This is a genomic window from Butyrivibrio sp. LB2008 (assembly GCF_000621565.1).
Lineage (GTDB): Bacteria > Bacillota > Clostridia > Lachnospirales > Lachnospiraceae > Butyrivibrio.
In genome coordinates this window covers 19326-42432 of record NZ_JHXZ01000023.1, presented here as the reverse complement: position 1 = coordinate 42432, position 23107 = coordinate 19326, and the positions used below count along the sequence as shown (strand labels likewise).

Here is a 23107-nt window from a genome sequence, read left to right as displayed (position 1 = left end):
AGATAGTTAGGATTGGGATACATCATGGTAGGATCATCGTCGCACATCTTACCAATAGTAGTCCGCTTTGGGATGTTGTACTTCTTGTCAGGCTTATACACCCTGTCGTACTCGTAGTTGATGTAGACAACTCCCTTGATCGTCTTCGTGTAAATCTTGCCCTTTTCTTCCGGGATCTTCACTCTGAAATCGTAGTACATAGATCACTTTTCTCCTTGATAATAAGTATGTATACCCACTCAATAATTATAACAAGAAAAGCCCGGAAAATCAACAGAATTGCTGAATTTTCTGGGCTTTTTGCCGTTTTTATTTGATTGAGTTTCAAAACTTACTGGAAGTTAGGATATAGTGATGTAAAAGAATTCATCAATTATCTGCACAAAAATTCGGCAACAAGTAAAGATGCCCGTATTAATTTCAATAAATTAGTTGCATATCTTGATATCCTTGAAGAGATGGGAACACGAGTTGGAGCTCCTATTACCAAGCATCTTGATGGCGATATCTGGGAATTGCGGCCTTTATCGAACCGAATATTATATGCATACTACAAAGACAACACGTTCCTACTTCTCCACCACTTCAAAAAGCAATCTCAAAAAACTCCTCCCCGAGAAATTGAGAAAGCAAAAAAAGAGCTGAAAGATTATATGCGGAGGTACAATACAAATGAGTAACTGGAAAGAATTTAGACAAGAACTTAATATCACTCCCGAAGAAGAAAAAATAATTGAACTTGAAAAAGACCTGCTTCGAACAATGGTCACTATACGCGAAGAGCAAGGCTTATCCCAATCAGAGCTTGCAGACAAATGTAACGTGAAACAACCTGTCATCGCCCGAATGGAAAAAGCTGTACACTCTCCACAAATCGATAGTCTACTTAAAGTATTGGTTCCGCTAGGGTACAAGCTCGCAATTGTACCAATAAAAAAATAATTATATATTTTTGCAACAAAAAAATCCCCCGATGCTCACAACATCAGGGGATTTTCTTTGTTATAGCAACTAAGCTTTTGCTCTAATTATGATCAATATTTCTTAGCTTCCTCTTCGCCGTTCATAACACGGATAGCGCCCTGTGCAAGTGCAAGGAGCTCGTCTTCTCCGGGATATACGGTTACAGGAGCGATCCAATCAACACTTTCCTTAATCTTATCTGTGATAACCTGACCATATGCGATACCGCCTGTAAGGATGATCTGATCAACCTTACCCTTAAGAACTGTAGCGCATGCGCCGATGTTCTTGCAGATCTGGTAGATGAATGCGTCACGGATAAGATTAGCCTTCTCATCGCCCTCTTCGCACATCTTGTTTACTTCTCTCATATCGTTGGTTCCAAGGTAAGCGTTAAGTCCGCCGCCACCAACGATCTTCTTTTTCATCTCATCATATGTGAACTTGCCTGAGAAACAAAGATCAACGAGTGCCTTAGCAGGAATACCGTTAGCTCTCTCAGGTGAGAATGCACCGTCACCGTTAAGTGCTGCAAATACGTCAACCATCTTGCCGTTCTTATGAACGCCTGTTGATGTACCGCCACCCATGTGAACTACGATAACGCTGATCTCATCATATTTTTTACCGATCTCTTTTGCATATCTTCTGGCAACAGCCTTCTGGTTAAGAGGATGATCGATTGAAACACGCTCAACTTCAGGAATACCTGAGATACGTGCAACAGGCTCCATCTCATCTACAACAACGGGATCAACGATGTATGAAGGAACACCGATCTCGTCACCGATCTCTCTTGCAAGGATACCGCCGAGGTTAGATGCGTGCTGTCCCTGAACACCAACCTTGAGGTCTGCAAGAAGTGCATCTGTACACTCGTATGTTCCGCCCGGAATAGGTCTTAAGAGTCCGCCTCTTCCTACGATTACGTTGAAAGATTTGATGTCGATGTTTTCTTTTTTAAGGAAATCAAGAATGATATTCTTACGAAAATCTTTCTGATCGATGATTGTTGCATACTGATTGATTTCTTCAGTGCTGTGTCTTAATGTTTCCTCTTTTACAAGTGTCTCATCCTCGAAGATACCGACTTTTGTAGAAGTTGAACCGGGATTTATAATTAAACTCTTTATCATGGTTTTTTTCCTTTCACATATTTTTTTATAAGGAACTTCCGCTCTCGGGCTTCGCCCTCGCCAGAAGACGTTCGAACTAGATTCGAAAAAACCTCATCAAGTTCTCTCAGCTTATTTATTGGCAACAACTGCTGCGAGTGCGATTGAGTTAACCTTTACCTCAACACTGTCAGATCTTGATGTAAGGATAACCGGTGCCTGTGTTCCTGTAAGGATGTTACCGTTTTTAACCTTTGCAAGACGAACGATTGTCTTGTATGTAAGGTTTCCTGCGTGGATATCAGGGAAAAGAAGGATGTCGGCATCACCGACGATTTTTCTGTCAAGAGCGCCTGCCTTGTGCTGAGCAGCCTCGGGATCGATAGCAAGATCCATTGAAAGAGGTCCGTCAACGATGCAGTTCTTAATCTCGCCTGCTTCGTTCATCTTTGTAAGCTCTGCTGCCTCAACTGTAACGGGCATTTTAGGGTTAACTACTTCTACTGCTGCAAGAGGAGCAACCTTAGGGCAATCAACACCGCAAGCTCTTGCTACATCTACTGTATATTCAATGATGACTTTTTTATCCTCAAGTGTGGGATATGGCATAAATGCAACGTCTGTAAGGAAAAGAAGACGATCGATTCCGGGAATCTCAAATACGCAAACGTGTGAAAGAGGACGTCCTGTACGAAGACCAACTTCTTTATCAAGAACGCTCTTAAGGAAATCTCTTGACTCCAAAGCACCCTTCATGTAAATGTCAGCCTTTCCGTCGTGTACAAGAGAAACTGCTGTACGAGCTGCCTCGATGGTATCCTTAACATCGATGATCTCGTAGTCTGCAAGGTTCATTCCAACCTCTGCTGCCTTCTTCTCGATTTCATCCTTGTCACCAACGAGGATAGAATCAACGATTCCTCTCTCCTTAGCAACCTTAACAGCCTCAAGAACGTGTGTGTCCTGCGCTACGGCAACAGACATCTTCTTTTTCTCAGCTGTCTTAAGCTTTGCCAAAATGTCATCAAAATTCTTACTCATTTTAAAAACCTCCAAAAATATTTATCTTAGATTAAAATATCCAAAAGCCATATGATAAAATTTTAACACTCAGTATTCATAAATGCAAGAATACCATTTACAGTAGCTACCTATTATTCAAAAAAATCTTTTCTTTTCTGAAAAAAATCATAGAAGTACCTAACGTTCTCGAGATCGTACCACTTGCTGACTCTGTAATCACATGTATCAAGATTATATATCTTGGCATTAAGAGTACCCAAAAGAAACGGTGAATGCGTAGCGATGATAAACTGGCATCCAAGAAACCTTGCCATCTTGTTGATTTCTTCCGCCATCGTCACCTGATTGGCGGGCGAAAGAGATACTTCAGGCTCATCAAGAAGAAACAACGCATCCGGGGTAATAAGATCATTTAATATCTGCAGCGCCGTCTCACCGTTTGAATATTTTTCCTGAGCAAATATTTTTTCAACCAAACGCTTTTTCCCTTCAGCTGAAGAAAGATACCGCTCTGCCTCCTTACGATTTTTTCCCTGCTTCATATTGTAATAGAGCATATCGCTTGACAGTACATCCCTTTGCTGAATCTTCTTGATCTCATAGAGAATATCTTCACTCTTTATATACATACTATTTCTTGGAATTTCATGAAAAGATAAGCCTGAATTCTCATCTACGCCAAGATCGTAAGCACACTCATTGTTATATTTCAATGTATAATCGATACGCCCCAAACCATTTGCAGTCACATGCTCCCTTCCTTTTAACTCGAGCTTGTTCGCAATGATATTGAGTATCGTCGACTTTCCCGAACCGTTATTTCCATACAGCACCGTAATATCCGAAAAGACAAACGGTTCCGGGTCCTTGCCTCTAAACACGCTGTACGGATAAATATGCGGACAGCTTTCTTCAAGCCGCTCACCGCTTAGTTTAAAACTCAAAAGATATTTCATTGTCCGTTAAACCTTTTTAATCTTGTCGACTTCGCCGCCGGTTCGCTCATAGCTATACTCACGGAGTATTCATCCTAATAGCTCCATAAAATCAGACTCTGTCATTTTTGAAATAATATTAGTCTCACCCGATAGTATTTCTTCAGCAAGGTCACTCTTACTGTTCTGGAGCTCAACTATTTTTTCCTCAATAGTTCCTTTTGCAATAAGTTTGTAAACTGTAACAGTTTTCTTTTGCCCAATTCTGTGTGCTCTGTCCGTTGCCTGATTCTGCGCAGCAAGATTCCACCATGGATCGTAGTGAATAACCATATCTGCTCCGACAAGATTAAGTCCTGTTCCTCCCGCCTTCAAAGATATCAAGAATACACTGTTCTCTCCGTCATTAAAGCGGTTAACAAGTTCTATCCTGTCTTCCTTCTTCGTAGCCCCTGTTATCTCAAAATAATTGATACCGGCCTTTCCAAAATCTTTCTTGAGAAGATCCAGCATAGTTGTAAACTGCGAAAAGATAAGGATTCTGTGCCCTGCTTCAATCGCTCTTTCCACAAGTTCCAGACAAGCCTGCCTCTTTGCCGATTCTCCCTCATAGTTTTCAACATACAACGAAGGATCACAACATATCTGCCTTAACCTTGTCATTTCGGCAAGAATCTTCATTTTGGCCTCATTGAATGATTTATCACGTTTTGCCGATTCTATCATAGTCTTTAGGTGCTGCACCTGCGCATTATAAAGAGTCTGCTGCGCACTCTCCATGACAACGGTCTGCTGCTTCTCAAGTTTATCCGGAAGCTCTTTTAATACATTTTCCTTAAGGCGCCTTAAAAGAAACGGTGCCACCATTTTCTTAAGCCTGTCCGAAGCGTCTTTATCTTCATACTTTACGATAGGTGTCTCAAATTGACGTTTAAACTGTTCATACTTATACAAAAATCCTGGCATCAGGAAGTCAAAAATGCTCCACAGCTCGCTGAGACGATTTTCAATAGGTGTACCCGTAAGCGCAAGGCGTCTTTTACTATTTATCACCTTAACCGCTTTTGCTGCTGCCGTAGTATGATTCTTTATATACTGAGCCTCATCAATTACCTCATAATAGAACTCTTTTTCCTCATACTGCGCCACATCTCTTTTCATCAGGTCATATGACGTTATAAGCACATCATATTTATCCGCATCGGAAATAGTACGCGTTCTCTCAGCAGCCCCGCCCGCTACCGTCACAACATTCATATCAGGTGCAAACTTGGCAAATTCATCCGCCCAGTTATAAACCAATGATGCGGGACAAACAACAAGTGAAGGAAGTTTTTCACCAATACTCTTATCCGTGTAATGTTTATACAAAAAACTTATGGTCTGCAAAGTTTTGCCAAGTCCCATATCATCGCACAAAATTCCGCCAAAACCATATTTTTCCAAAGTGCTTATCCACTTAAATCCTGTCTTCTGATAATTACGCATTATCTTGGAAAGATTTTTGGGCGCTTTAAAATCCGCATCCTTTATAGTCTTAAAGCCTTTTACAAGATTCTTAAATCTGCTGTCTCTATCTTCATAGATTTCCTCATTTTCCTCCAGAAGTTTATCAAGATAGAGCGTACGATATACAGGGACATGCATGTTTCCTTTAAGAAAATCTTTCTCTGAGATCTGCAAGGTTTTAAGCATATCATCAAGAGTTGCAAGCGCTTCGTCATTAAGATTTATGTAGCTGTTATCACGAAGTCTGTGATACCTCTTTTTGGCTCTGTAACTCGCAAGTATTTCCAGAAGTTCATCCTTTGATATCTCATCGGAAGAAACTTCGAGGTCAAGCATGCCCTTCGAAAGCGAAACTCCGACAGACAGATTTGCCTTTTTGAACACATTAACGTGTTGAAAAGAATCCGTAACTTTAATTTCTCCGAGTTTTGCAAGTTCTTCGACACCCAAAGTCACAAAATCATATATCCTGTCTTCATCCCTGTCACAATGAAACATGCCTCGATCCGTATCAATCTCCGGCAAAAATTGCATAACACTCCCAAGAACTTCGTTCTCCTTTGAAAAAATACGCTCTTGGCCAAGTATACCTGATGTATTGGTATTTAATCCCTTGCAATCTATAACATTGTATTCATTATCGCCATACTCAGCGATTGCCTTGCAGGTAACATTTCCATTTTCCGCATCAAGATAAAAGCAGAATTCAACATCCGAGGAAAGATATTTTGATATAACTTCTTTGTCAGTTTCCTTAACTGTCACGAAATCCGCCAATTCAGGAAGAATTGAATGGTAAAAATCCGAAAGGTAGTTGCGGCCGATATCCATATGCACGCTTCCCATGTATCTATCCTCAATGAGCGGAATCATCTTCTTATAAACATCCTGAGGTATCCTGCACAAATTGTCACCATCAATATAATATCCGTAAGCTTCACCGTGAAAAAGCTGTGGAAGAATTATTTCTGCCTTCACTCCGGAAAATTTCTTTTTCTTTCCTTTACCGGTCAAAAAAGGTGTAATCGTCATGCTAAGTTTAGGCTTCTTTTCCTTGAAATGGATAACGGACTTTTTCTTTTCAAAATCTTCATAATCTATTCCACGATTTTTAAAGCTGTTAAAAAAATCATCCAGTCCACGCCCGCTAAGTGGAATGCTTTGTCTTATATGATCCTCGCTGCGTCCGTATCTTCTGTCAAAATAGCCTTCACTGTAAGAAAATCTGATTCCCTCCTCAATGCGACTTATTGACTCACCTATATAGTCCAAATATTCACAGGAAGTTTCATCAAAATAATCTCTGTTAAGCGGAAGAACAGTCGTTTTTCCAAATGTTTGTGATGCACCGTTTTTCACGTTCCTATGAAATTCAGACAGATTCTTTATTACAAAAAGTCTGCTTGCTCCAACTTTAAAAGACAGTTCTAAAGTGCCGTAATCATTTTTAAGCCTGGGCTGCAGAGTAAGTCGTTCATTAAAAGTCTCAACAGATTTTGCCGCAATCTTTCTTGCTCTGGAATTATGTATACTCTTAAACAAGTTGATGGTATTTTCATCGGTGAAGTCGATCAAACGCTGATTTCGCAGTTCTTTATAAGCGGCATAAAACAAAGCCCTTGCGTGCTTACAGGGTTTGTTATACCAATAGTAATCCGAATGTTTACACGACTTACAGCCGCAAAAAAATCCTGAAATATTATTTTCCGTAATAACGAACCCTACAGATTTATCGTACTTATCCGTATCGCTTTCCCTGGCCATTCCATATACATGAATAGTCCTTTCATCAAGCATATTCGCTCTGCCTGCCGTCATGTGACTAAACTTTACGAAATCTTTTTCAAGGAGCTGGAGTGCAATCTTTTTATCACGTTCTTTTTCAAAAAGTTTTTTCTCAATCCCATCAAGATCTATGTAAGAATAGTCATCCTCCCCATCTGCCCCAACCCACTTATCACGTAGGCTAAGATTGATCTTCTCAAGTTCTGCATTCTCCGCCTCAAGAGCAATTTGACGACTGAGCATATCTTTATATTCCAAAAGTGCTGCCACCTGATGCTTGCATTTTTCTCCACTATAGGCATATTGGCAATTACAGTGCGTATCTTTAACTCTGTCATTATCTGTAATAATTTCTACCCTATATAAATAATGCCCGGCGACTATTGCTTCATAGCCGCCGGTAATCTTATGCATTTCTCTTACATGACCGTTCTTATAATACTGCACGCCCCTTCTGTAAATTGTATCAGCAAACCAATTTCTCCAGTTGTTATCCATTGTAGTCATTCTCCGTTGTTTATTATTTATAGCTTAAATATTTTCATTCAAAAAAGCAGTTACACAAACCATGCCGAAAATTGCCATTATGTTTCAAAAAGCATTCGCACGCTTTCCGGTTCGGCAAGTATACTATCAATGTCCTTTATGTTAATAATTCCTGATTTGAGAATCACCCATTCGAATGATTCAGGAAAATACATTGTTACATATTTTCTGCTTTTAGCTATAGCCATTACTTTAGCAATATATGCACCGAACGCAGCTCCATCAGCGATAACAACAACCTGCTTATCTTTATCCGCATCCTCAATCTTACTTACAAAATTTGAATTGCCATCAACACTTATGCACGCATCTTTTTTACATATCGAAGAAAAAAACTGATACCCAGACTTTGAATCCTCTACCATGACAAGCACATCTTTTGAACTCTGTTCTTCCGTATCATCCTATATCCTATAAAACTCATTATAAATTTTCTCAGGATAATGATATTTTCCGGTAGTTCTGATTCCATATATCTCCTTAACGCTATATGGCAAGTTGTATAATGGCTGTCTTGTAATCAAAACATAATAATTTGATGTTCCCTGTATTACATCAGCAAACTCTTTAGAATAAATGAATGAATAATCTTCATCAATGAAAACTATGCTGTTTTGATATGTTTCCATTGCAACTTTCCAAAGACTTGTATCTCCGCCAAATACAACACACGGAACATCTGACTGGAGGCGTACTCCACTGTCTTTTCCATACCTCGAATATGTCTCAAGAAGCTGAACAAGCGTTGTCTTTCCCGTTGCACTGTCTCCTTGAATAACAGTGATATTCCTTCTTATATCAAATTCATATTTTAGTCGCTCTGTCTCGACAACAATATGATGCTTATTCTTCATTTTCAGATTCCTCTATCAAACATATTTCAGAGCTATATGCATATAATCATCAATATTATTAATCTTTTTATCCTCATTGATAATTCTGACCTTAAAATCTCCGCAATTATCAAAAGGCATATAATACCTTAGGTTCACAGAGACATCTATTCTTCTTCCAATCTCCAAAAGCCACTTGGCACAATTTTCTCCACAACTTGTAGCATTAAACATAAGATCAGGTCTTTTATAAATGCAAATAAGCGTCTGTAAACCGCCTGACAATCTTTCAGGCGGAATCGGGCCAAGTACATCACTCTCAATAAGTTGTCCGCCCTTATAATGTGATTTATCAATATCTTCCATCATCTCAGCAATAAGCGGATCTTCAAACCACTCTTCCCGAAAGTTAAACCTGAACCATGACGGCCCATGCATCGCTCCTTCAATTTCTCCAAAATAAATATTCAACATATATATTTGTCCTCAAATAAATACACTCAATACCAATGCCTTATGACTAATACCGAATCATAATCGTACATTATATAAACAGCCTTATTTCACAATATTACAAAAAAACAATCGCATAATATAACTCTATCAATCATTACGAACTAAAAACTTTTTAATCAAAATACTTACTCCCAAAACCATCAAATATATTGCGCCACTAAGCAGTATCTTAATCAGTAATGCCACCACAGAATTCTCTATTGGTAAAACATAATTTTTACACAAAAAAAACATAACCATTCCCGCAAAAATGAACGGTAAAGAATTTAATATATTCTGACCGATATTGGCTTCTTTATATACATATGCAACCTGAACAACACATACTACCATTTCAGCTACTAATGTTCCAATTGCTGCACCTACAGAAGCATATCTTGGAATTAATGTAGCATTTAAAAATACATTTACAGCTGCACCTGAAAACAAAGAAATAATAAACAGCTTATCCTTCTTTCTAGGTAAAAGATACTGTGTCCTAATGACGTTAGCAAACGCCAAAAAAAGACAGCTGGGAAGAATTATCAAAAATAGCAGCTCGCATTTTTCAAATCCCTCGCCAAAGTATAATATCACAAACTCCTTGGAAACTGTCATTATCCCCATGCATAATGCAGTGGACAAAAACATGGCAAAAGTAATGGATTTGTCAAAAACAGTTCTAATCTGTTTCTCATTTACATCATTTGATAACATATTAGACATTCTTGGAAGCATCACAGTTCCAAGTGCTGTAATAAAAGCCATAGGAACCATGATTATTTTCTCAGAACTATGATAGTACCCCAATTCATCACTATTTGACATAATTCCAAGCATTATCTTATCCATTGTTTTATATAAACTTACTGCAACTGTCGGTAAAAACAATATCAAATTGGGTTTGATGTGTGACTGTACACCTGCAAAACTAGGCATAATAAACTTTACCTTTTTAGATAATACCGGAAGTGAAACAGCCTGGCTGATAAAGAATCCAACACTATATATTAGTGAATACTTCCATACATCTGCCCCATCCTTAACAAATATAAATATACAGATTGAGGTTATGATTTTGGTTAATATATCTCTGATAGATGTAATCTTAAATTCTTCAAGTCCATATAACGCCCATGTAATATCTATTCCCCCGGCCAATACAACCGCTGTAAAAATAAAAGACAAAGACTTGTTTGGCGAAAGAAAGATGCAATACACAAGGTAAAGCACTGTCATAATCACACCTAAAGAGAATTGAAAAGAATACAATTCAAAAAAAACTTTTGATAACTTGTCAGTATCATCCTTCACATACGCTATAGTACGGTTACCATAATTATGAAGACCTAATCTAATGAAAATATAGAAATAATATGCCACAGAATATGCATATGAATATTCTCCCAACCCCTGCGCATGTAAAACTCTAGTCACATACGGTAAAGTTATCAACGGAATGATAATCCCGGATAATTGATAAAGAGCATTAAATATAAAATTTGATTTTATAGTTTCTTTCGTCGTCATATTCCCGAATTAAGATTCCACTGATCTCCCAAAATTCTATCAAATTCCTCCGGAACAAATCTAATATATCCGCTATTTGTCGTAAATGTCATTTCTCCAAAATATATCTTCCCACTAATATTGTATAAATCAACCCGCACATGAGAAAATCCATAAGAAAGCTTCTCTGCAATTTCAACCATCTTCTCGTAATTTTTAGGTTTATCCAATTGTTCCTTTAAAGAAGCATAATCAGCTCTATAATATGGCATCAAATTATAATCTCTGTCAAAAAAGCCCACTTCGCCTTTTGTATGCCCTTCATATGTCTTTATTCTGGTATATGAGCAAAATACTTTCCCACCAAAACAAAAAAACTTGTAATCCGGAAGATCACTCATGCCATCCTCCAGAAGGTTTTCTTCAATGTAAATCCGTGGAATAATATCCTTATATTGCAATTCTAAACTATTATATGCATAATTGCTATTCATCCATTTCTTCAGACTATTCTTAGCAGCTTCCTTATTTATTTCACTACTATCATTTACAATAATGTTAAAACCGCTTCCTGTATTCAACTTAATTACATATTTTTCCGGAAGGTTATCAAAATCAATATCTTCAGCATCAGTATAAACCTCCCCCACTATAGGAATAAGATATTCTTCACCAATTGTAGAAGACACCCACTTTCTAGCCTCAACCTTATCAGAAAGTTGCGTTAACAATGGATTTTTTCTATTTATTTTAGCCCATTGAATTTTCTCAGTATAATTAATTGGATTTCTAAAATGTAATTTCTTTCCAACTCTTTTTTTATATTGATATTTAAGATATAACGGATAGAAAATACTTGGCATTATTTCCTTCACATATTTTCTATATGCTAAAGTCATTACTATTCTCCCTTGTTAGATTGTTATTCTTATCCGTGAAGGAATTACATTTTCCTGCTTTAGTTCACGTCTAAATATCGGATATGAGAAAAGTAATAGGAATATATTTCGTGACATAGAGAAATTATTTTCCATAACTCCATAAATCGCAAATAAACACATTATTTCAAGAAGCATGTACTGTTTTTGTTTTTTTAAATAAAGCATAGTCGAAATGTATAATGATGAAAAAATCAGAAAAACTACCACTCCATACCTTAATAATATGGACATATATGCATTATCAAGCCAAAAATGATAAATGCGTCCAATTACATGACGTTTCACTATGCTTTGAATATCCTGCCCCCAAACAGATACGCCATAATGCTTCAGAGTCTCATGACCTGTAGAAAATCTAATCGACATTGCTTTATCAATTCGCTTTAAAAAAGGATATTTTTTTATATCAATAAATGTCAGAACAATACTTAATACATTCACAGCACCAGCCATATAAATTGTATAAGAAATATACCGCTCTATTCCAATATTCATCATGTTGGAAATAACACGCACAGTAATCATAACCGCAAACACCAACAATGAATAATAGGCCGTCTTTGAATTTGCAACACGATTAACAAAAATAGCTGCTGCAAGAATTATTAATATATCACTAATACCAAGTTTCTTTCTTCTAAGATAGCATCTGCAAACAATCAACTGAAGTACCCTAATACCAAGTCGGTTAGGATGGCCAAAGCCTAATGAATGTCGCAGAATCGCCCCTCTGTACATGGTATATTCATCAATAACACCACTAAAAAAAAGATATAACACTATCGCCACCATAATAATTTGTACAACATAAGCTATTTTTATAAGTTTATCAAAATCGATATACTTTGCAGCTACTATAAATATCCAAGTAGACATCATTACGTTATGTGAAGAAGATATCGTAGCTATTACGATTGGAATTGTCACTATTGCAATATATACTAATTCCTTTGTCTGGTATCGTTGAAAAAATACAATCTGAATCACTAGTAAAATAAGAACAAACCAATCCATAAAATCATTTACATATTCTGTTTCCCACACAATGATTCTTGTAATGGTCGAGCTAAATAGCACCTCACTGGCAAGCCAAATAGCCAAAATGAAATATATGAAATTATTTTCTATTTCTTTTCTTGTGTTCTTCATCATCATTCAATCCAAAAAATAAGTATATCTACTAGTGTGCTGTATTGTTGACAATTTGATAAATTACTTGTGAAATAATCCATGTACTGCGTTGTCGTCAATCGTCGATGCCCGCATTGACTCAATCCTCCGTCTTGTACATGAATTATTTCACTTCGCAATTGATCAAAAGTCAGCAAGACACCACACTAGCTTTTCACACATTGCTCATAGATTTCTACAATTTTACTGTAAGTTTTATCCATCTGAAAATTGCTACGTGCAAAATTATATCCATTGTACGCTATCGAATTAACTAATTCTGGATTATTGATGCAAAATGAAATCTTTTGTGCCAAGTTTTCAGCATCACCACACTTATATGTCATTCCAGTAATCATATCTTGTACCAATTCAACAGTACCACCTGTGTCTGCCCCAATCACTATGCAGCCATTAAGCATCCCTTCTATCGTAGTTCTCCCAAATGCTTCCTTAGTTGAGCAGATACAAATGCACTTGTAATCAGCAAGCTGCTCATATGCATTTGAAATATAACCATCAAAAAAAATGTTTTGTCCAATTCCATAACTGTTTATCAATACTTCCAATTCTTCATAGTATTTTTTATCTTTTTTAAATCCAATAAAATGAACCTCACATTTTTCTTTGTCTTCATCTGATAATAAGCCTATTGCCCTCACTAGATCAATTTGACCTTTTCCTCTAATAATTCTGCCAAGCATACATATCTTAAACTTGTCACCTATACTTCTATTTAGGTGGCTGACTTTACCAATATCAAATCCATTATAAACAACATCAATATTAGGTTTTAAAATAGCTGAATATTTTTTCTTTACTGCTTCTGAAACTGCAATAATACGTTTTGATTGATTGATTATTTCAATAGCTTTCTTCTTGTTCTGAAATTCACCATTTAAATCTTCTTCAAGAAACTCTCGAATATGCCAAACAACCGGAAGGCCCTGTCCTATCGCTGTCTCTCCACACATTCCACCGGTAATTCCGTTAATATGCACAATTTCAACAGCAGACCTACGCATAAGTCTCCTCAGTAAAATAACTTCAAAAGGAACTAAAAAAGGTCTTACCAGTTCCTTTATCAAACGCATAGACACATTTTCCTTTTCAGACCATTTTAGCCATTTCTTGTTCTGCATAACAACATGTGTTTCTATTCCTTTTGATTTTAAATTGTTATACAATGCTCCTTTTTTTTTCAATAATGCCACAACGTGATATTCTGTATTTTCTTCCAGCCACACTGCCAACCCAAGAAACGAATATGCAATACCTGCCGTCATTTCCGAAACTTCGGTGGATAGCAAAACATTATGCTTTTTTTTTATTTTATTGCATACATCACCAACATTCATTTAACAAACATCCTTGCTTTTATAAGAATATATAAATAACGATTGAATAATCACTCATTTTTCAAAACTGGATTTATTTGGGAGCAGTGTATTAAGTCGCTTATTAATTGCATCTCTATGTTTAATAAAAGAACTCTCTGTCTTCTCTTCATCATTTATACATATAACTGATCCTTTTGAATTCTCAATATATTTTAAGCATTCATGAAATGATTTATCATCGTTCAAAACAAAGCTTTTACCAAAGCTTGTTTTTCTAGGATAAAAATCGCCGGCGGCAATCTGCCAATTTCTCATTGTCCAATGTGAATAATCCACTTTTGTTCGAAACTTGTTATGACAAGTTTCATTCAACAATTCACCTTCCTTATCCCATAAAGTATCAAATGTCTCTTTTAAATATGAGCACGGCAAGTGGTTTTGTCTTATTTCAGGAAAAACAGGACACGGAAGCAGATATATTGTTTTTAAAAGCTGTTTACCATATATTGGATTAAACCACTTCGTAAAATTTCCCAAAATAGACTTTTTCATATTAAAATATTTATTGATTATTCCTATCGCTTGTAAGCTTGCATACACATCTGTTTTATCCAGCGCTATTGAATGAATAGTCAAATATGCAGAATCACAAGGCAATCCCTGCATAAAAAAATCAGTACTCTTCGTAGGTTTAATCAAAAATATATCATCATTAAAAAGTACAAATTTATTTGACAACCCTTCTATTCTATTAATCATAAGTTCTATAGTATTACTATTAAATGTTGGCAAACAATCTTTCGCAATAAACTCATCATGTCTAACAATTTTCAGCTTAGGATGCTGAGTATTAAGCCATTCCGGGATATGCCCCCAAGTAATAAAGAATATACGATTTACCCATGGTGCAAAAGCTTCAACACCTCTAAAAAAATATTGTAGATTATCCCAATTTCTGTATCTGCAAGATCTATGATCACCCACATTTCCAGCTAAAAACTTTTCTCTTTCAGCGAGCCATTTGGGATCATTCCCATCAACCCACGTAATCACAAAATCAATATTATCCGTAGCCATATTTTCCTCTCATAAAACAGTTATGTAGCATAAATATATCTTTTATAACCGCCCCATAACAAGCATCAAATCGCTCATTAAGCGCCATTTTAAGGGTACACCTTCATTGTATTTTTTTGAAAAAAACAATTCGAGAATAGACCGTAAATCATTCTTATAATGACATGTTGCTAATTTAATATCAGGAAAACATTTTTCAATTTCTTCAGCATATTCATATTTCAATCCTGACCATTTTATCCAAACATATTTCATAACTTGCATCTTGTGAAAAAAAGATAATATTCCCTTTTTATGTGCTCCAGGCGAAGTACTACTGGATATTTGCCGATATCCCATATGCGATGTGTCGTCAAATATAACCTTACCCACGCACATTGCTATCCAAGACACCCAAATATCATGTTCTCTAATTCGGTTTATATCCGGCTTATGTCCAAGCAGTTCACTGTGCATTTTCTTATTCCATATCATTGTGCAACCACGAATCAAATTTGTTTTAGAAGCGGAGTACTTTGTACATTTTATAATTCTACCCAACGATGTATCTTCGCCCAGGATTTCTCCTCTTTCATCTATTATTCTCTGACTACAAAAATACAAAGATGGTCCGTCTACTTTTTTCATAGCGTTCCATCCAGCTATTATTTTATCCTCATCCCATATATCATCTTGGTCAGCAAACGCATAACAATCGTAGCTATCATCACTTGAATACATAAGCATGCAAAACGATTGACCATGCCCCATGTTTGCTCCGCTCGAAATTCTTATTCTAGGATCTTCACTGTATCTTCCAATTATCTCAAGGGTATTATCAGTAGAGCCATCGTCTCTTATCATCAAATTGACTTCTATATCTTTTTGATTAAGTATAGAATCTATTTGTTGTTCAAGATATTCTCCACCATTATAAGTTGACAAAAAAATAGCACATCTCGGTTTCATTTTCTTCCTATATCTCTACACCTGTTTTATATCCGGATTATATTTAATTCCGATAATAAAACCATCACACATTACTTTTATTTTTTTTACCTTATCTTTTTGCGAAAACAAAAGAATATTAAATGCAGTATAAACATCTTTTAATACAATATATATCCATCCCGGCACACCATACTGCCTGTAGCAATGCACATCATTTCTATATATATATTTATATCTATCTATCCTGTCAGATTCATCCGTAGCAAAATTTACTCTTGTATGCCTAGTCATTGCGTGTATCACTTTACTTCCGGGTACAACATAGCACTTATTTTTTCTTGATATTCTGCCGGTAAATTCATAATCATCTGTCCATATAAAATAGTCTCCAATTGGCAATCCAACCTCTTTGACTATCTCACTTTTCACCAAAAGCGATACAAACGAACACATTTTTATAGGTGAATACTCTGATTCATATTCTTTTTTACCAATATGCCTGAAAATATTTCTTTTCTGAATGTTCATTCTACATATTGCTCCGTCGGTCCAATATGCAACACTTGATAGAAATCCCCATTTCCCATTAAGTTCAGTATCAACTTTTATTAATTCATATAATGCTGTTTCACTAGGCCATGTATCATCATCCATAATCCAAATATATTCATAGCCTTTTCTTACTGCCTCTTTTACTCCAAATTCAAAGCCACCTGCGCCCCCCAAATTAGCACCGGTATTGTAATAATATATACCCATGATAGTAAATTCATTACGAATCATATCGTAAGTCCCATCTGTGCTTGCATTATCCACAATCAAAACATCGCATTTTGAACCTACCTGTCGTATAAGGCACTCTATGCATTTTTTAAGCTTTTCTTTTCGATTATAAGTTACTACAACCGCACAAATACTTGGCATCTTATCCATTATTCCTCTGTTATCTAATACTCTTCAAAATTCTTTATTACACATATAAAACTCATAACAATTATAATCTATATATAGTATTTTGTCATAGGAAAAGACGCATATTTTGTACCCATTCCGTACCAATCTGCGCCCTTATCTTTCATTTTATAAACCTAAGCAAAAAGTCCGTTATCCCAATAATTGTGAAACCACGCTCGTCGCGTGTCTCCTTTATCGGTTTGTTGACCACAATGACTTTCTGAATTTGATCGTTGAGCAAGATATACGGTCTTATCTCTCTTTCCTTAGTCGTTTCATTGGAAATATCCGCTGTCACCTGGATGTAATATGAGCGGATGCCCTTTGTTGCATAGAAATCCACTTCGTTGTTCTTTCTAACGGATTTCCCAGCTTTATTCTTTTCAACTGTATCGAAGGTACCGACATTTACAGAATATCCGTTATAGCGTAGCTCATTATATACGATGTTTTCCAGCATCTGACCTTCATCGGGAAATGCAAAATTTAATCTGGCATTTCTAAGCCCCGTATCAGCAAAGTAATACTTTCTCAATGCTCCGATTTCTTTTCTTCCCTTAATGTCAAACCTACGAGCCTCTCTAAGAATAAAGGCATCTATAAAGTAACCTATGTAGTTCTCAATTGTAGCCTTGTTTATTTTTGATTTCCGAACACTCAGAAATGTATTGGCTATCTTTTCAGAATTAAGCAGTTCACCTGTCAAAGAACTTATGATGTTGCAAAGTTCTTCCAGTTCCTCGCCTTTCTTTAATCTGTTTCTTTCAAGAATATCGCTAAAATATGTTGTTTCAAATAATCCCTTGAGATACTCTTTTTTTTCATCATCTTTTTTCAAAACAGCAAGCGGCATACCGCCATACTGCATGTATTCGTACAGCGCTTCTGTTTCATATCCTCCCACATAGGCATAGAATTCCTCAAATGAAAGTGGTGCCAGATTGATGTTCGTCGCCTTATCTCTAAACTCAGTCACTATGTCCGAAGAAAGCATTTTTGAGTTGGAGCCGGTCACATAAAGATCAATATTTTTTTCGCGAGACAACCCCAAAACCACATCCACGAACGATACCGTATCTGTGTCTTTCTTTTTGGCAGGAACATGCTTGCCATCGGTCAGATTCGGGTTCTTTATCGTATATACTTTCTGGATCTCATCCACAAATACAAAATGCATTTCTGAATCTGTGCAGATTCCCCGAACATATTCGCCAAGCTTTATCGGATCTCTGTACTCTATGTTCCTATCGTCATCAAGCTCAATAACATGAATATGAGAATAGTCAACGCCCTCATCAAGCAAATAGCCTTTATAAATTTCTTTCAGTAAAAAAGATTTTCCGCATCGTCTGATTCCGGTAATAACCTTGGGAAAACCATTTTCTCTTGCTTCAAGTAATTGATTTAAATATTTATCTCTTTTTATCATTTTTATTCTCCAAAAGTGTAGAATTCTACATTTTTTCTTGTTAAATTTTAACATGCGATTACATTTTAATCAACAAAAGTGTAGAATTCTACATTTTTTCCCAATAAAAAGAGACGCAGATTTTGTACCTATTCAATCTGCGCCCTCAAACATCTCTATTCTCTTTTACTCTTATCAGAATCCTTCCATCCTGCGCTTCTTCCTGAGGATGATCCTCTTCTCCGCGCCTTCCCACTCGGCCCTTTCGTTTGCTGTTCTGATATTCAGACCGTAAGGGACAATTGCGGGCGTGTCGTCATCGTCGATGCACACTTCGGTGAGATATGCCCTGTTAAGGACGTGCCTCATGCCGTTTCGCCTGTCTTCTACATAGGTGTCAACTCGTATCTCCATCGAAGTCCTGCCGACATATGTTATCTTGCCGATGATGACGATTATATCATCGAGCTTTGCGCCCTGCTTGAACTGCATATTGTCGACAGCCGCTGTGATAACCGGATTTCCGGAATGCCTTATCGCAACTGTTCTTGCGACTTCATCTATCCACGACATCAGTTTGCCGCCAAAAAGCCTTTTTTCGCTGTTAATATCACTGTACTCAACTACTTTAGTCCACTCTGTGACTGAATCTTCCACATTCTTCTTATCTATCTGATGATCTACATGAAAAACTTTACCCATACGCCCTTTCCTCCTGGATTTTTTGTTACTATTAATTTTACCTCAAATGCCCCAGCGTTTCTATCCTATTTTGACACACACGCGCAGTCACTGATAAGATAGTTTGTAGAATTGTGAAAATGGCGATAGTCATTGAGCAATTCGTATATAATTCAGATGTCAAAAGCCAAATTTCAGAAGGGAAAAGAAATGTCACAACCCAAGATCAGTGTAATCATTCCGGTTTACAACACCGCCAAATATATGGACGAGTGCCTTGAAAGCGTACTTTCACAGACTTTCACTGAGTTTGAAGTAATCCTCGTTGACGACGGATCCACAGATGGCATAAGTCCCGCAAAGTGTGACGAATACGCCACAAAGGACAATCGTGTCATAGTAATCCATAAAACCAACGGCGGTCTCATATCCGCCTGGACCGAAGGTGTTAAAAGAGCCTGTGCAGACTATCTTTGTTTCATCGACAGTGACGACTGGATTGACACCGATATGTTCGAGAAACTCTATGCTCTCACCGATCCTTCTTTTTCCGACAGTGAAATAATCTCAGGAAACTACATTGTTGAAAAAAATAACGAGAGAAGAAAAGAAACTCAGGGACTTACCCCCGGCGTATACACCGGAGACTCCCTTGATAAGATAAAAGAGAATCTTCTTGGAAACGAAGTCCGTCCCGTTACCATGTCCAGATGCATGAAGCTCACATCAAGAAAGCTTCTACTTGATAACATCAAATACTGCGACACTTCGATCGTAATGGCCGAGGACGTAAATATAATGCTTCCCACCATCTGCGACGCCAAAAGACTTGTTATAGCAAAAGACAGCTATTTTTACCACTACAGACTTATCAGCGATTCAATGGCACACGGCCACAGTCAAAAGCTCTTGTCAAACCTTGAGCTCAACGACAAGACTTTCAAAGATATCCTTAGGGATAAAAAAATATCTACCGCGGAAATACAGGTAGACCGTGAATTTGTCATAATGCTCTTTGTTGCCATGAAGATTGAACTTCGCCACAGAGCTCCGAATGTAACGGAAAGGGTACGCGCAATTTTCCTCAGAGATGATATCCGCAAAAAAATAATGTCCACACATGTAGACATTTCTTCAAAAGCAAACAAACTCTTATATTTTTGCATGAAGCACCCGATTTTCCCTGTAGTTCAAGCTACACGCTTCATTCTTTTATCCTATGACAAAAGAACCAACTAAACTCGCCAAGTGCTCTGAATAACAAAGAGTTGCAAAGCAACTCTTTGCGCACCGATGCGCGCAAGCTTTAGCTTGCATAATACTTCTGCGCATCGGTCGCATCCATAGCGAAGCGTTTTTTTGATAGCTATCAAACAAAAAAGCTGCCACTTTAGTATCAGATACTATAAATGACAGCTTTGATTTTTATTATTCTTTTTTGTCCGAAAAACTCAGTACGCTCCGTCCTGTCCGAATACCGCAGGAAAAGTTCTGATGATGAGTTCTATATCTTTCTTTATACTCATGTCCTGAATATATTTAAGATCGAGTTCTACCCATTGATCCCATTTTATCTTGGCTCTTCCGCATACCTGCCAGTAACAGGTAAGTCCGGGCTTAACGATGAGCCTCTGCTTCTCATATGCATTGCAGGCTTCCATCTGCTCATAGAGAATAGGTCTCGGTCCAACAACACTCATATCGCCCTTAATGATATTAAAGAGCTGAGGAAGCTCATCAATTGAAAATCTTCTGATAAACTTGCCCACGTGAGTAACTCTGGGATCGTCTTTGATCTTAAAAGCATGTCCTGTCTGCTCATTCTGTTCCTGCATCTTCTCGAACAGATCCTCGGCATTTTTGTACATACTTCTAAATTTATAAATCGTGAAGCTCTGCATATCCTTACCGGCTCTCTGCTGGGTAAAGAAAATTGGGCCTCCGTCTTCAACGAAAATAGCGATTGCTGTTATAAGAAAAACCGGAGACAATAAAACAAGCGCTACGCATGCAGCAATCACATCAAAAGCTCTTTTGACCCACTTATAGATATTGGCCTTATGATCGTAAATCTCCCAATAATTCAGCTCAATAATCTTTCTGCCTCTGATATTTACGACTCTGTCAGCCGTAACCACATTCGTTCTCGCCATATCGTCCCCTCTCGTGACTATGTTTATAAGGAACAATTACCATCAGTATATGTACCCAATTGATGTATCGGCATTTAGGCATAATTATTTTAGAGAAAATTTGAGTATTTTTTAAATAATTTTAGCGCAGTGATTGTTGTTACCTTTATCATCAATAAGTTTATTATAAACTAAAAAAATCACATTGTCACAAGAAAGCGCAGAAATATCTGCTTTTTTATAAAAGTTTAATCATATTATTACAGTATTTCGCTGATATTCGAATTAATATACCAGCGAAATACTGTGCATTTATCAGATTTTTTTACAGATATAAAGAAGATGTGTAGAACTTCCAAGCAGTTCTCTTTTCTCCGAAAATGCCAGGTACCACTTTTTCAGCGACTCGAAATCTTCATCCGAAATCTGGAACTCCGGATTCATCTCCATAGAAATAAGTAGTCCGTCAACGCCTGTTGTCGTGATGTGTTCTGTTTTCTTCCCGGTAAAAAGATCTTCAAACTCCGTGACATCATAGCCAGTAAACATCTGCTCTTTGAAATGCCTTATTTTGTAGTCTTCCGTGAAGTTCTCTTTTTCTCCGTTCTTCCAGTTTCCGTCCAGATGGTTTGCGTACATAAATGCAAAGACTGAAATAAAGGCAAACATCATAGTTCCGCCGGGCTTTGTTACTCTAATTGCCTCATCTATAGCTTTGTCCACATCCTCCCTGTCATACAGATGATACATAGGTCCCAGAACCAGCGTCACATCAAAGCTGTCATCTTCAAGGCCTGTAAGCTTAGTCGCATCACCCTGCATTGGATGTATGTTTGCGATTCCTTCACTGTTTTTCTTTAATATCTCAATGTTTTTTTCAACGAGATCTACAGCAGTGACATCAAAACCTTCCTTAGCAAGTGCTATTGAATATCTTCCCGTTGCCGCGCCGACTTCAAGGATCTTGAACTTCTTATCTAAATCCGCAAACCTGTGAATATAGTGCATTGTTGTCGCATACTCAAGCTGTCCGTGTCTTGATTCATCAAGCCTTCCATCCTCTTCAGTCTGGTTGTAATAATCAGTTACAATCTTTTCCCTGCTGTCAGACTCGCTTATCGCATTTATCCTTGTGTAGTACTTACTGTCATCCTCATGGTGGATATATGCACCATTGTTAAGCTGAGTCTTTAAACTTCCGGTATTGTCCTTGTTTACAGAAAGATAAGCTTCATGAATCCCAATCTCCCTTGCCTTTCCAAGTGCAAGTTTAAGGCCAGCCGTAGCATATCCTTTTCTTCTGTATTTCTTGGAAATGCCATATCCGATGTGCCCCGGACCGTTCCTTAGAAAGTCGTTCAGATAATGTCTTAAGTTAAATACGCCGACATACTCACCGTCCACCGAAAGCACAAAAGATGTATCAGGTACAAAGCCCTCAGGAAGCCCTTTTCCCATTGACCAATTTCTTTTCATCTCGATCCACTCTAAGAACTTGTCATAATCATAGCCGTACACGCTGTTGACAAAGCCGTTCTCGTCCTTATCAAAAGTCATATACAGCTCATACGCCTTCCTGTAGTCTGAATCCTGCACTCTTATTAGTTCCATAACAATTCTCCTCTCATATATAATTAGAGCCCCACCAAACATGTACGCTTGATGAGGCTCTTAATCTCTCTGTCTCTGTGATTACTTTTTATCTCAGATATGACATATCCGAATATCCTCATCAAATATAACACTAATAGTCCCCTGATT

21 protein-coding genes and 1 pseudogene are annotated in these 23107 nt (G+C 37.3%); 3 read left to right on the top strand and 19 right to left on the bottom strand.

All coding sequences use genetic code 11. The annotated features are described in order from the left end of the window. Nucleotides 1–200, bottom strand: a pseudogene (locus tag T356_RS0108965) (IS1634 family transposase); the annotation flags it as partial. Between the two features lie 117 nt (nt 201–317). Between T356_RS0108965 and T356_RS21770 the strand changes: the two are divergent. Continuing rightward, nucleotides 318–680: a type II toxin-antitoxin system RelE/ParE family toxin gene (locus T356_RS21770; RefSeq protein WP_026514202.1), complete on the top strand. Its 363-nt coding sequence runs from the start codon at nt 318–320 to the stop codon at nt 678–680. After that, entirely contained in the window at nt 673–942 is a 270-nt protein-coding gene (locus T356_RS0108955) for a helix-turn-helix domain-containing protein (RefSeq protein WP_026514201.1), read from the top strand. The genes T356_RS21770 and T356_RS0108955 overlap by 8 nt, the downstream gene beginning before the upstream one ends. 92 nt (nt 943–1034) lie before the next feature. Here the strand turns inward: T356_RS0108955 and buk are convergent, their stop codons facing one another. The 16 genes from buk to T356_RS0108875 form a co-directional block, all read right to left on the bottom strand. Further along, nucleotides 1035–2099, bottom strand: coding sequence for a butyrate kinase (gene buk, locus T356_RS0108950; protein WP_026514200.1), 1065 nt, complete (start codon nt 2097–2099; stop codon nt 1035–1037). Nucleotides 2100–2210: 111 nt separating this feature from the next. Continuing rightward, entirely contained in the window at nt 2211–3119 is a 909-nt protein-coding gene (ptb, locus tag T356_RS0108945) for a phosphate butyryltransferase (protein ID WP_026514199.1), read from the bottom strand. Nucleotides 3120–3232: 113 nt separating this feature from the next. Next, the gene (locus T356_RS0108940; protein ID WP_026514198.1) at nt 3233–4057 is read right to left on the bottom strand and encodes an AAA family ATPase; all 825 of its coding nucleotides are present in this window, start codon (nt 4055–4057) and stop codon (nt 3233–3235) included. Nucleotides 4058–4126: 69 nt separating this feature from the next. Further along, nucleotides 4127–7828, bottom strand: a complete 3702-nt coding sequence (locus T356_RS18955) for a DEAD/DEAH box helicase (protein ID WP_051563312.1) — start codon at nt 7826–7828, stop codon at nt 4127–4129. Nucleotides 7829–7914: 86 nt separating this feature from the next. Then, nucleotides 7915–8241 carry a hypothetical protein gene (locus T356_RS0108930; protein WP_026514197.1) on the bottom strand — a complete coding sequence of 109 codons (327 nt, stop codon included), beginning with the start codon at nt 8239–8241 and terminating at the stop codon, nt 7915–7917. A gap of 39 nt (nt 8242–8280) precedes the next feature. After that, nucleotides 8281–8730, bottom strand: a complete 450-nt coding sequence (locus T356_RS0108925) for a hypothetical protein (RefSeq protein WP_026514196.1) — start codon at nt 8728–8730, stop codon at nt 8281–8283. A 15-nt stretch (nt 8731–8745) separates the two neighbouring features. Beyond that, nucleotides 8746–9183, bottom strand: a complete 438-nt coding sequence (locus tag T356_RS0108920) for a DUF4869 domain-containing protein (protein ID WP_026514195.1) — start codon at nt 9181–9183, stop codon at nt 8746–8748. A gap of 129 nt (nt 9184–9312) precedes the next feature. Then, on the bottom strand, nt 9313–10734 hold the full coding sequence (locus tag T356_RS0108915) for a flippase (RefSeq protein ID WP_026514194.1): 1422 nt from the start codon (nt 10732–10734) through the stop codon (nt 9313–9315). Then, the gene (locus T356_RS0108910; RefSeq protein ID WP_026514193.1) at nt 10731–11612 is read right to left on the bottom strand and encodes an ATP-grasp fold amidoligase family protein; all 882 of its coding nucleotides are present in this window, start codon (nt 11610–11612) and stop codon (nt 10731–10733) included. Before T356_RS0108910 ends, T356_RS0108915 begins: the two co-directional genes overlap by 4 nt. Nucleotides 11613–11627: 15 nt before the next feature. Then, nucleotides 11628–12803 carry a hypothetical protein gene (locus tag T356_RS0108905; protein ID WP_155839009.1) on the bottom strand — a complete coding sequence of 392 codons (1176 nt, stop codon included), beginning with the start codon at nt 12801–12803 and terminating at the stop codon, nt 11628–11630. A 188-nt stretch (nt 12804–12991) separates the two neighbouring features. Further along, the gene (locus T356_RS0108900) at nt 12992–14182 is read right to left on the bottom strand and encodes a glycosyltransferase family 4 protein (protein ID WP_026514191.1); all 1191 of its coding nucleotides are present in this window, start codon (nt 14180–14182) and stop codon (nt 12992–12994) included. A gap of 54 nt (nt 14183–14236) precedes the next feature. Next, nucleotides 14237–15241: a stealth family protein gene (locus T356_RS18950; RefSeq protein ID WP_035780834.1), complete on the bottom strand. Its 1005-nt coding sequence runs from the start codon at nt 15239–15241 to the stop codon at nt 14237–14239. 42 nt (nt 15242–15283) lie between these two features. Next, the gene (locus tag T356_RS0108890) at nt 15284–16189 is read right to left on the bottom strand and encodes a glycosyltransferase (protein ID WP_026514190.1); all 906 of its coding nucleotides are present in this window, start codon (nt 16187–16189) and stop codon (nt 15284–15286) included. A 15-nt stretch (nt 16190–16204) separates the two neighbouring features. Then, nucleotides 16205–17095, bottom strand: a complete 891-nt coding sequence (locus T356_RS0108885; RefSeq protein WP_026514189.1) for a glycosyltransferase family 2 protein — start codon at nt 17093–17095, stop codon at nt 16205–16207. Between the two features lie 151 nt (nt 17096–17246). Continuing rightward, nucleotides 17247–18554 carry an ATP-binding protein gene (locus T356_RS0108880; RefSeq protein ID WP_035780831.1) on the bottom strand — a complete coding sequence of 436 codons (1308 nt, stop codon included), beginning with the start codon at nt 18552–18554 and terminating at the stop codon, nt 17247–17249. 174 nt (nt 18555–18728) lie between these two features. Next, nucleotides 18729–19235, bottom strand: a complete 507-nt coding sequence (locus tag T356_RS0108875; protein ID WP_035780829.1) for an acyl-CoA thioesterase — start codon at nt 19233–19235, stop codon at nt 18729–18731. Between the two features lie 189 nt (nt 19236–19424). On the opposite strand from T356_RS0108875, the gene T356_RS20350 reads away from it, so the two are divergent. Beyond that, on the top strand, nt 19425–20453 hold the full coding sequence (locus T356_RS20350) for a glycosyltransferase family 2 protein (RefSeq protein ID WP_197020897.1): 1029 nt from the start codon (nt 19425–19427) through the stop codon (nt 20451–20453). A gap of 212 nt (nt 20454–20665) precedes the next feature. On the opposite strand, the gene T356_RS0108865 is transcribed toward T356_RS20350, so the two are convergent. Together T356_RS0108865 and T356_RS0108860 are read right to left on the bottom strand one after the other, a co-directional pair. After that, nucleotides 20666–21367 carry a sugar transferase gene (locus tag T356_RS0108865; RefSeq protein ID WP_026514186.1) on the bottom strand — a complete coding sequence of 234 codons (702 nt, stop codon included), beginning with the start codon at nt 21365–21367 and terminating at the stop codon, nt 20666–20668. Nucleotides 21368–21661: 294 nt separating this feature from the next. Further along, entirely contained in the window at nt 21662–22957 is a 1296-nt protein-coding gene (locus tag T356_RS0108860) for a GNAT family N-acetyltransferase (protein ID WP_026514185.1), read from the bottom strand. Nucleotides 22958–23107 lie beyond the last annotated feature (150 nt).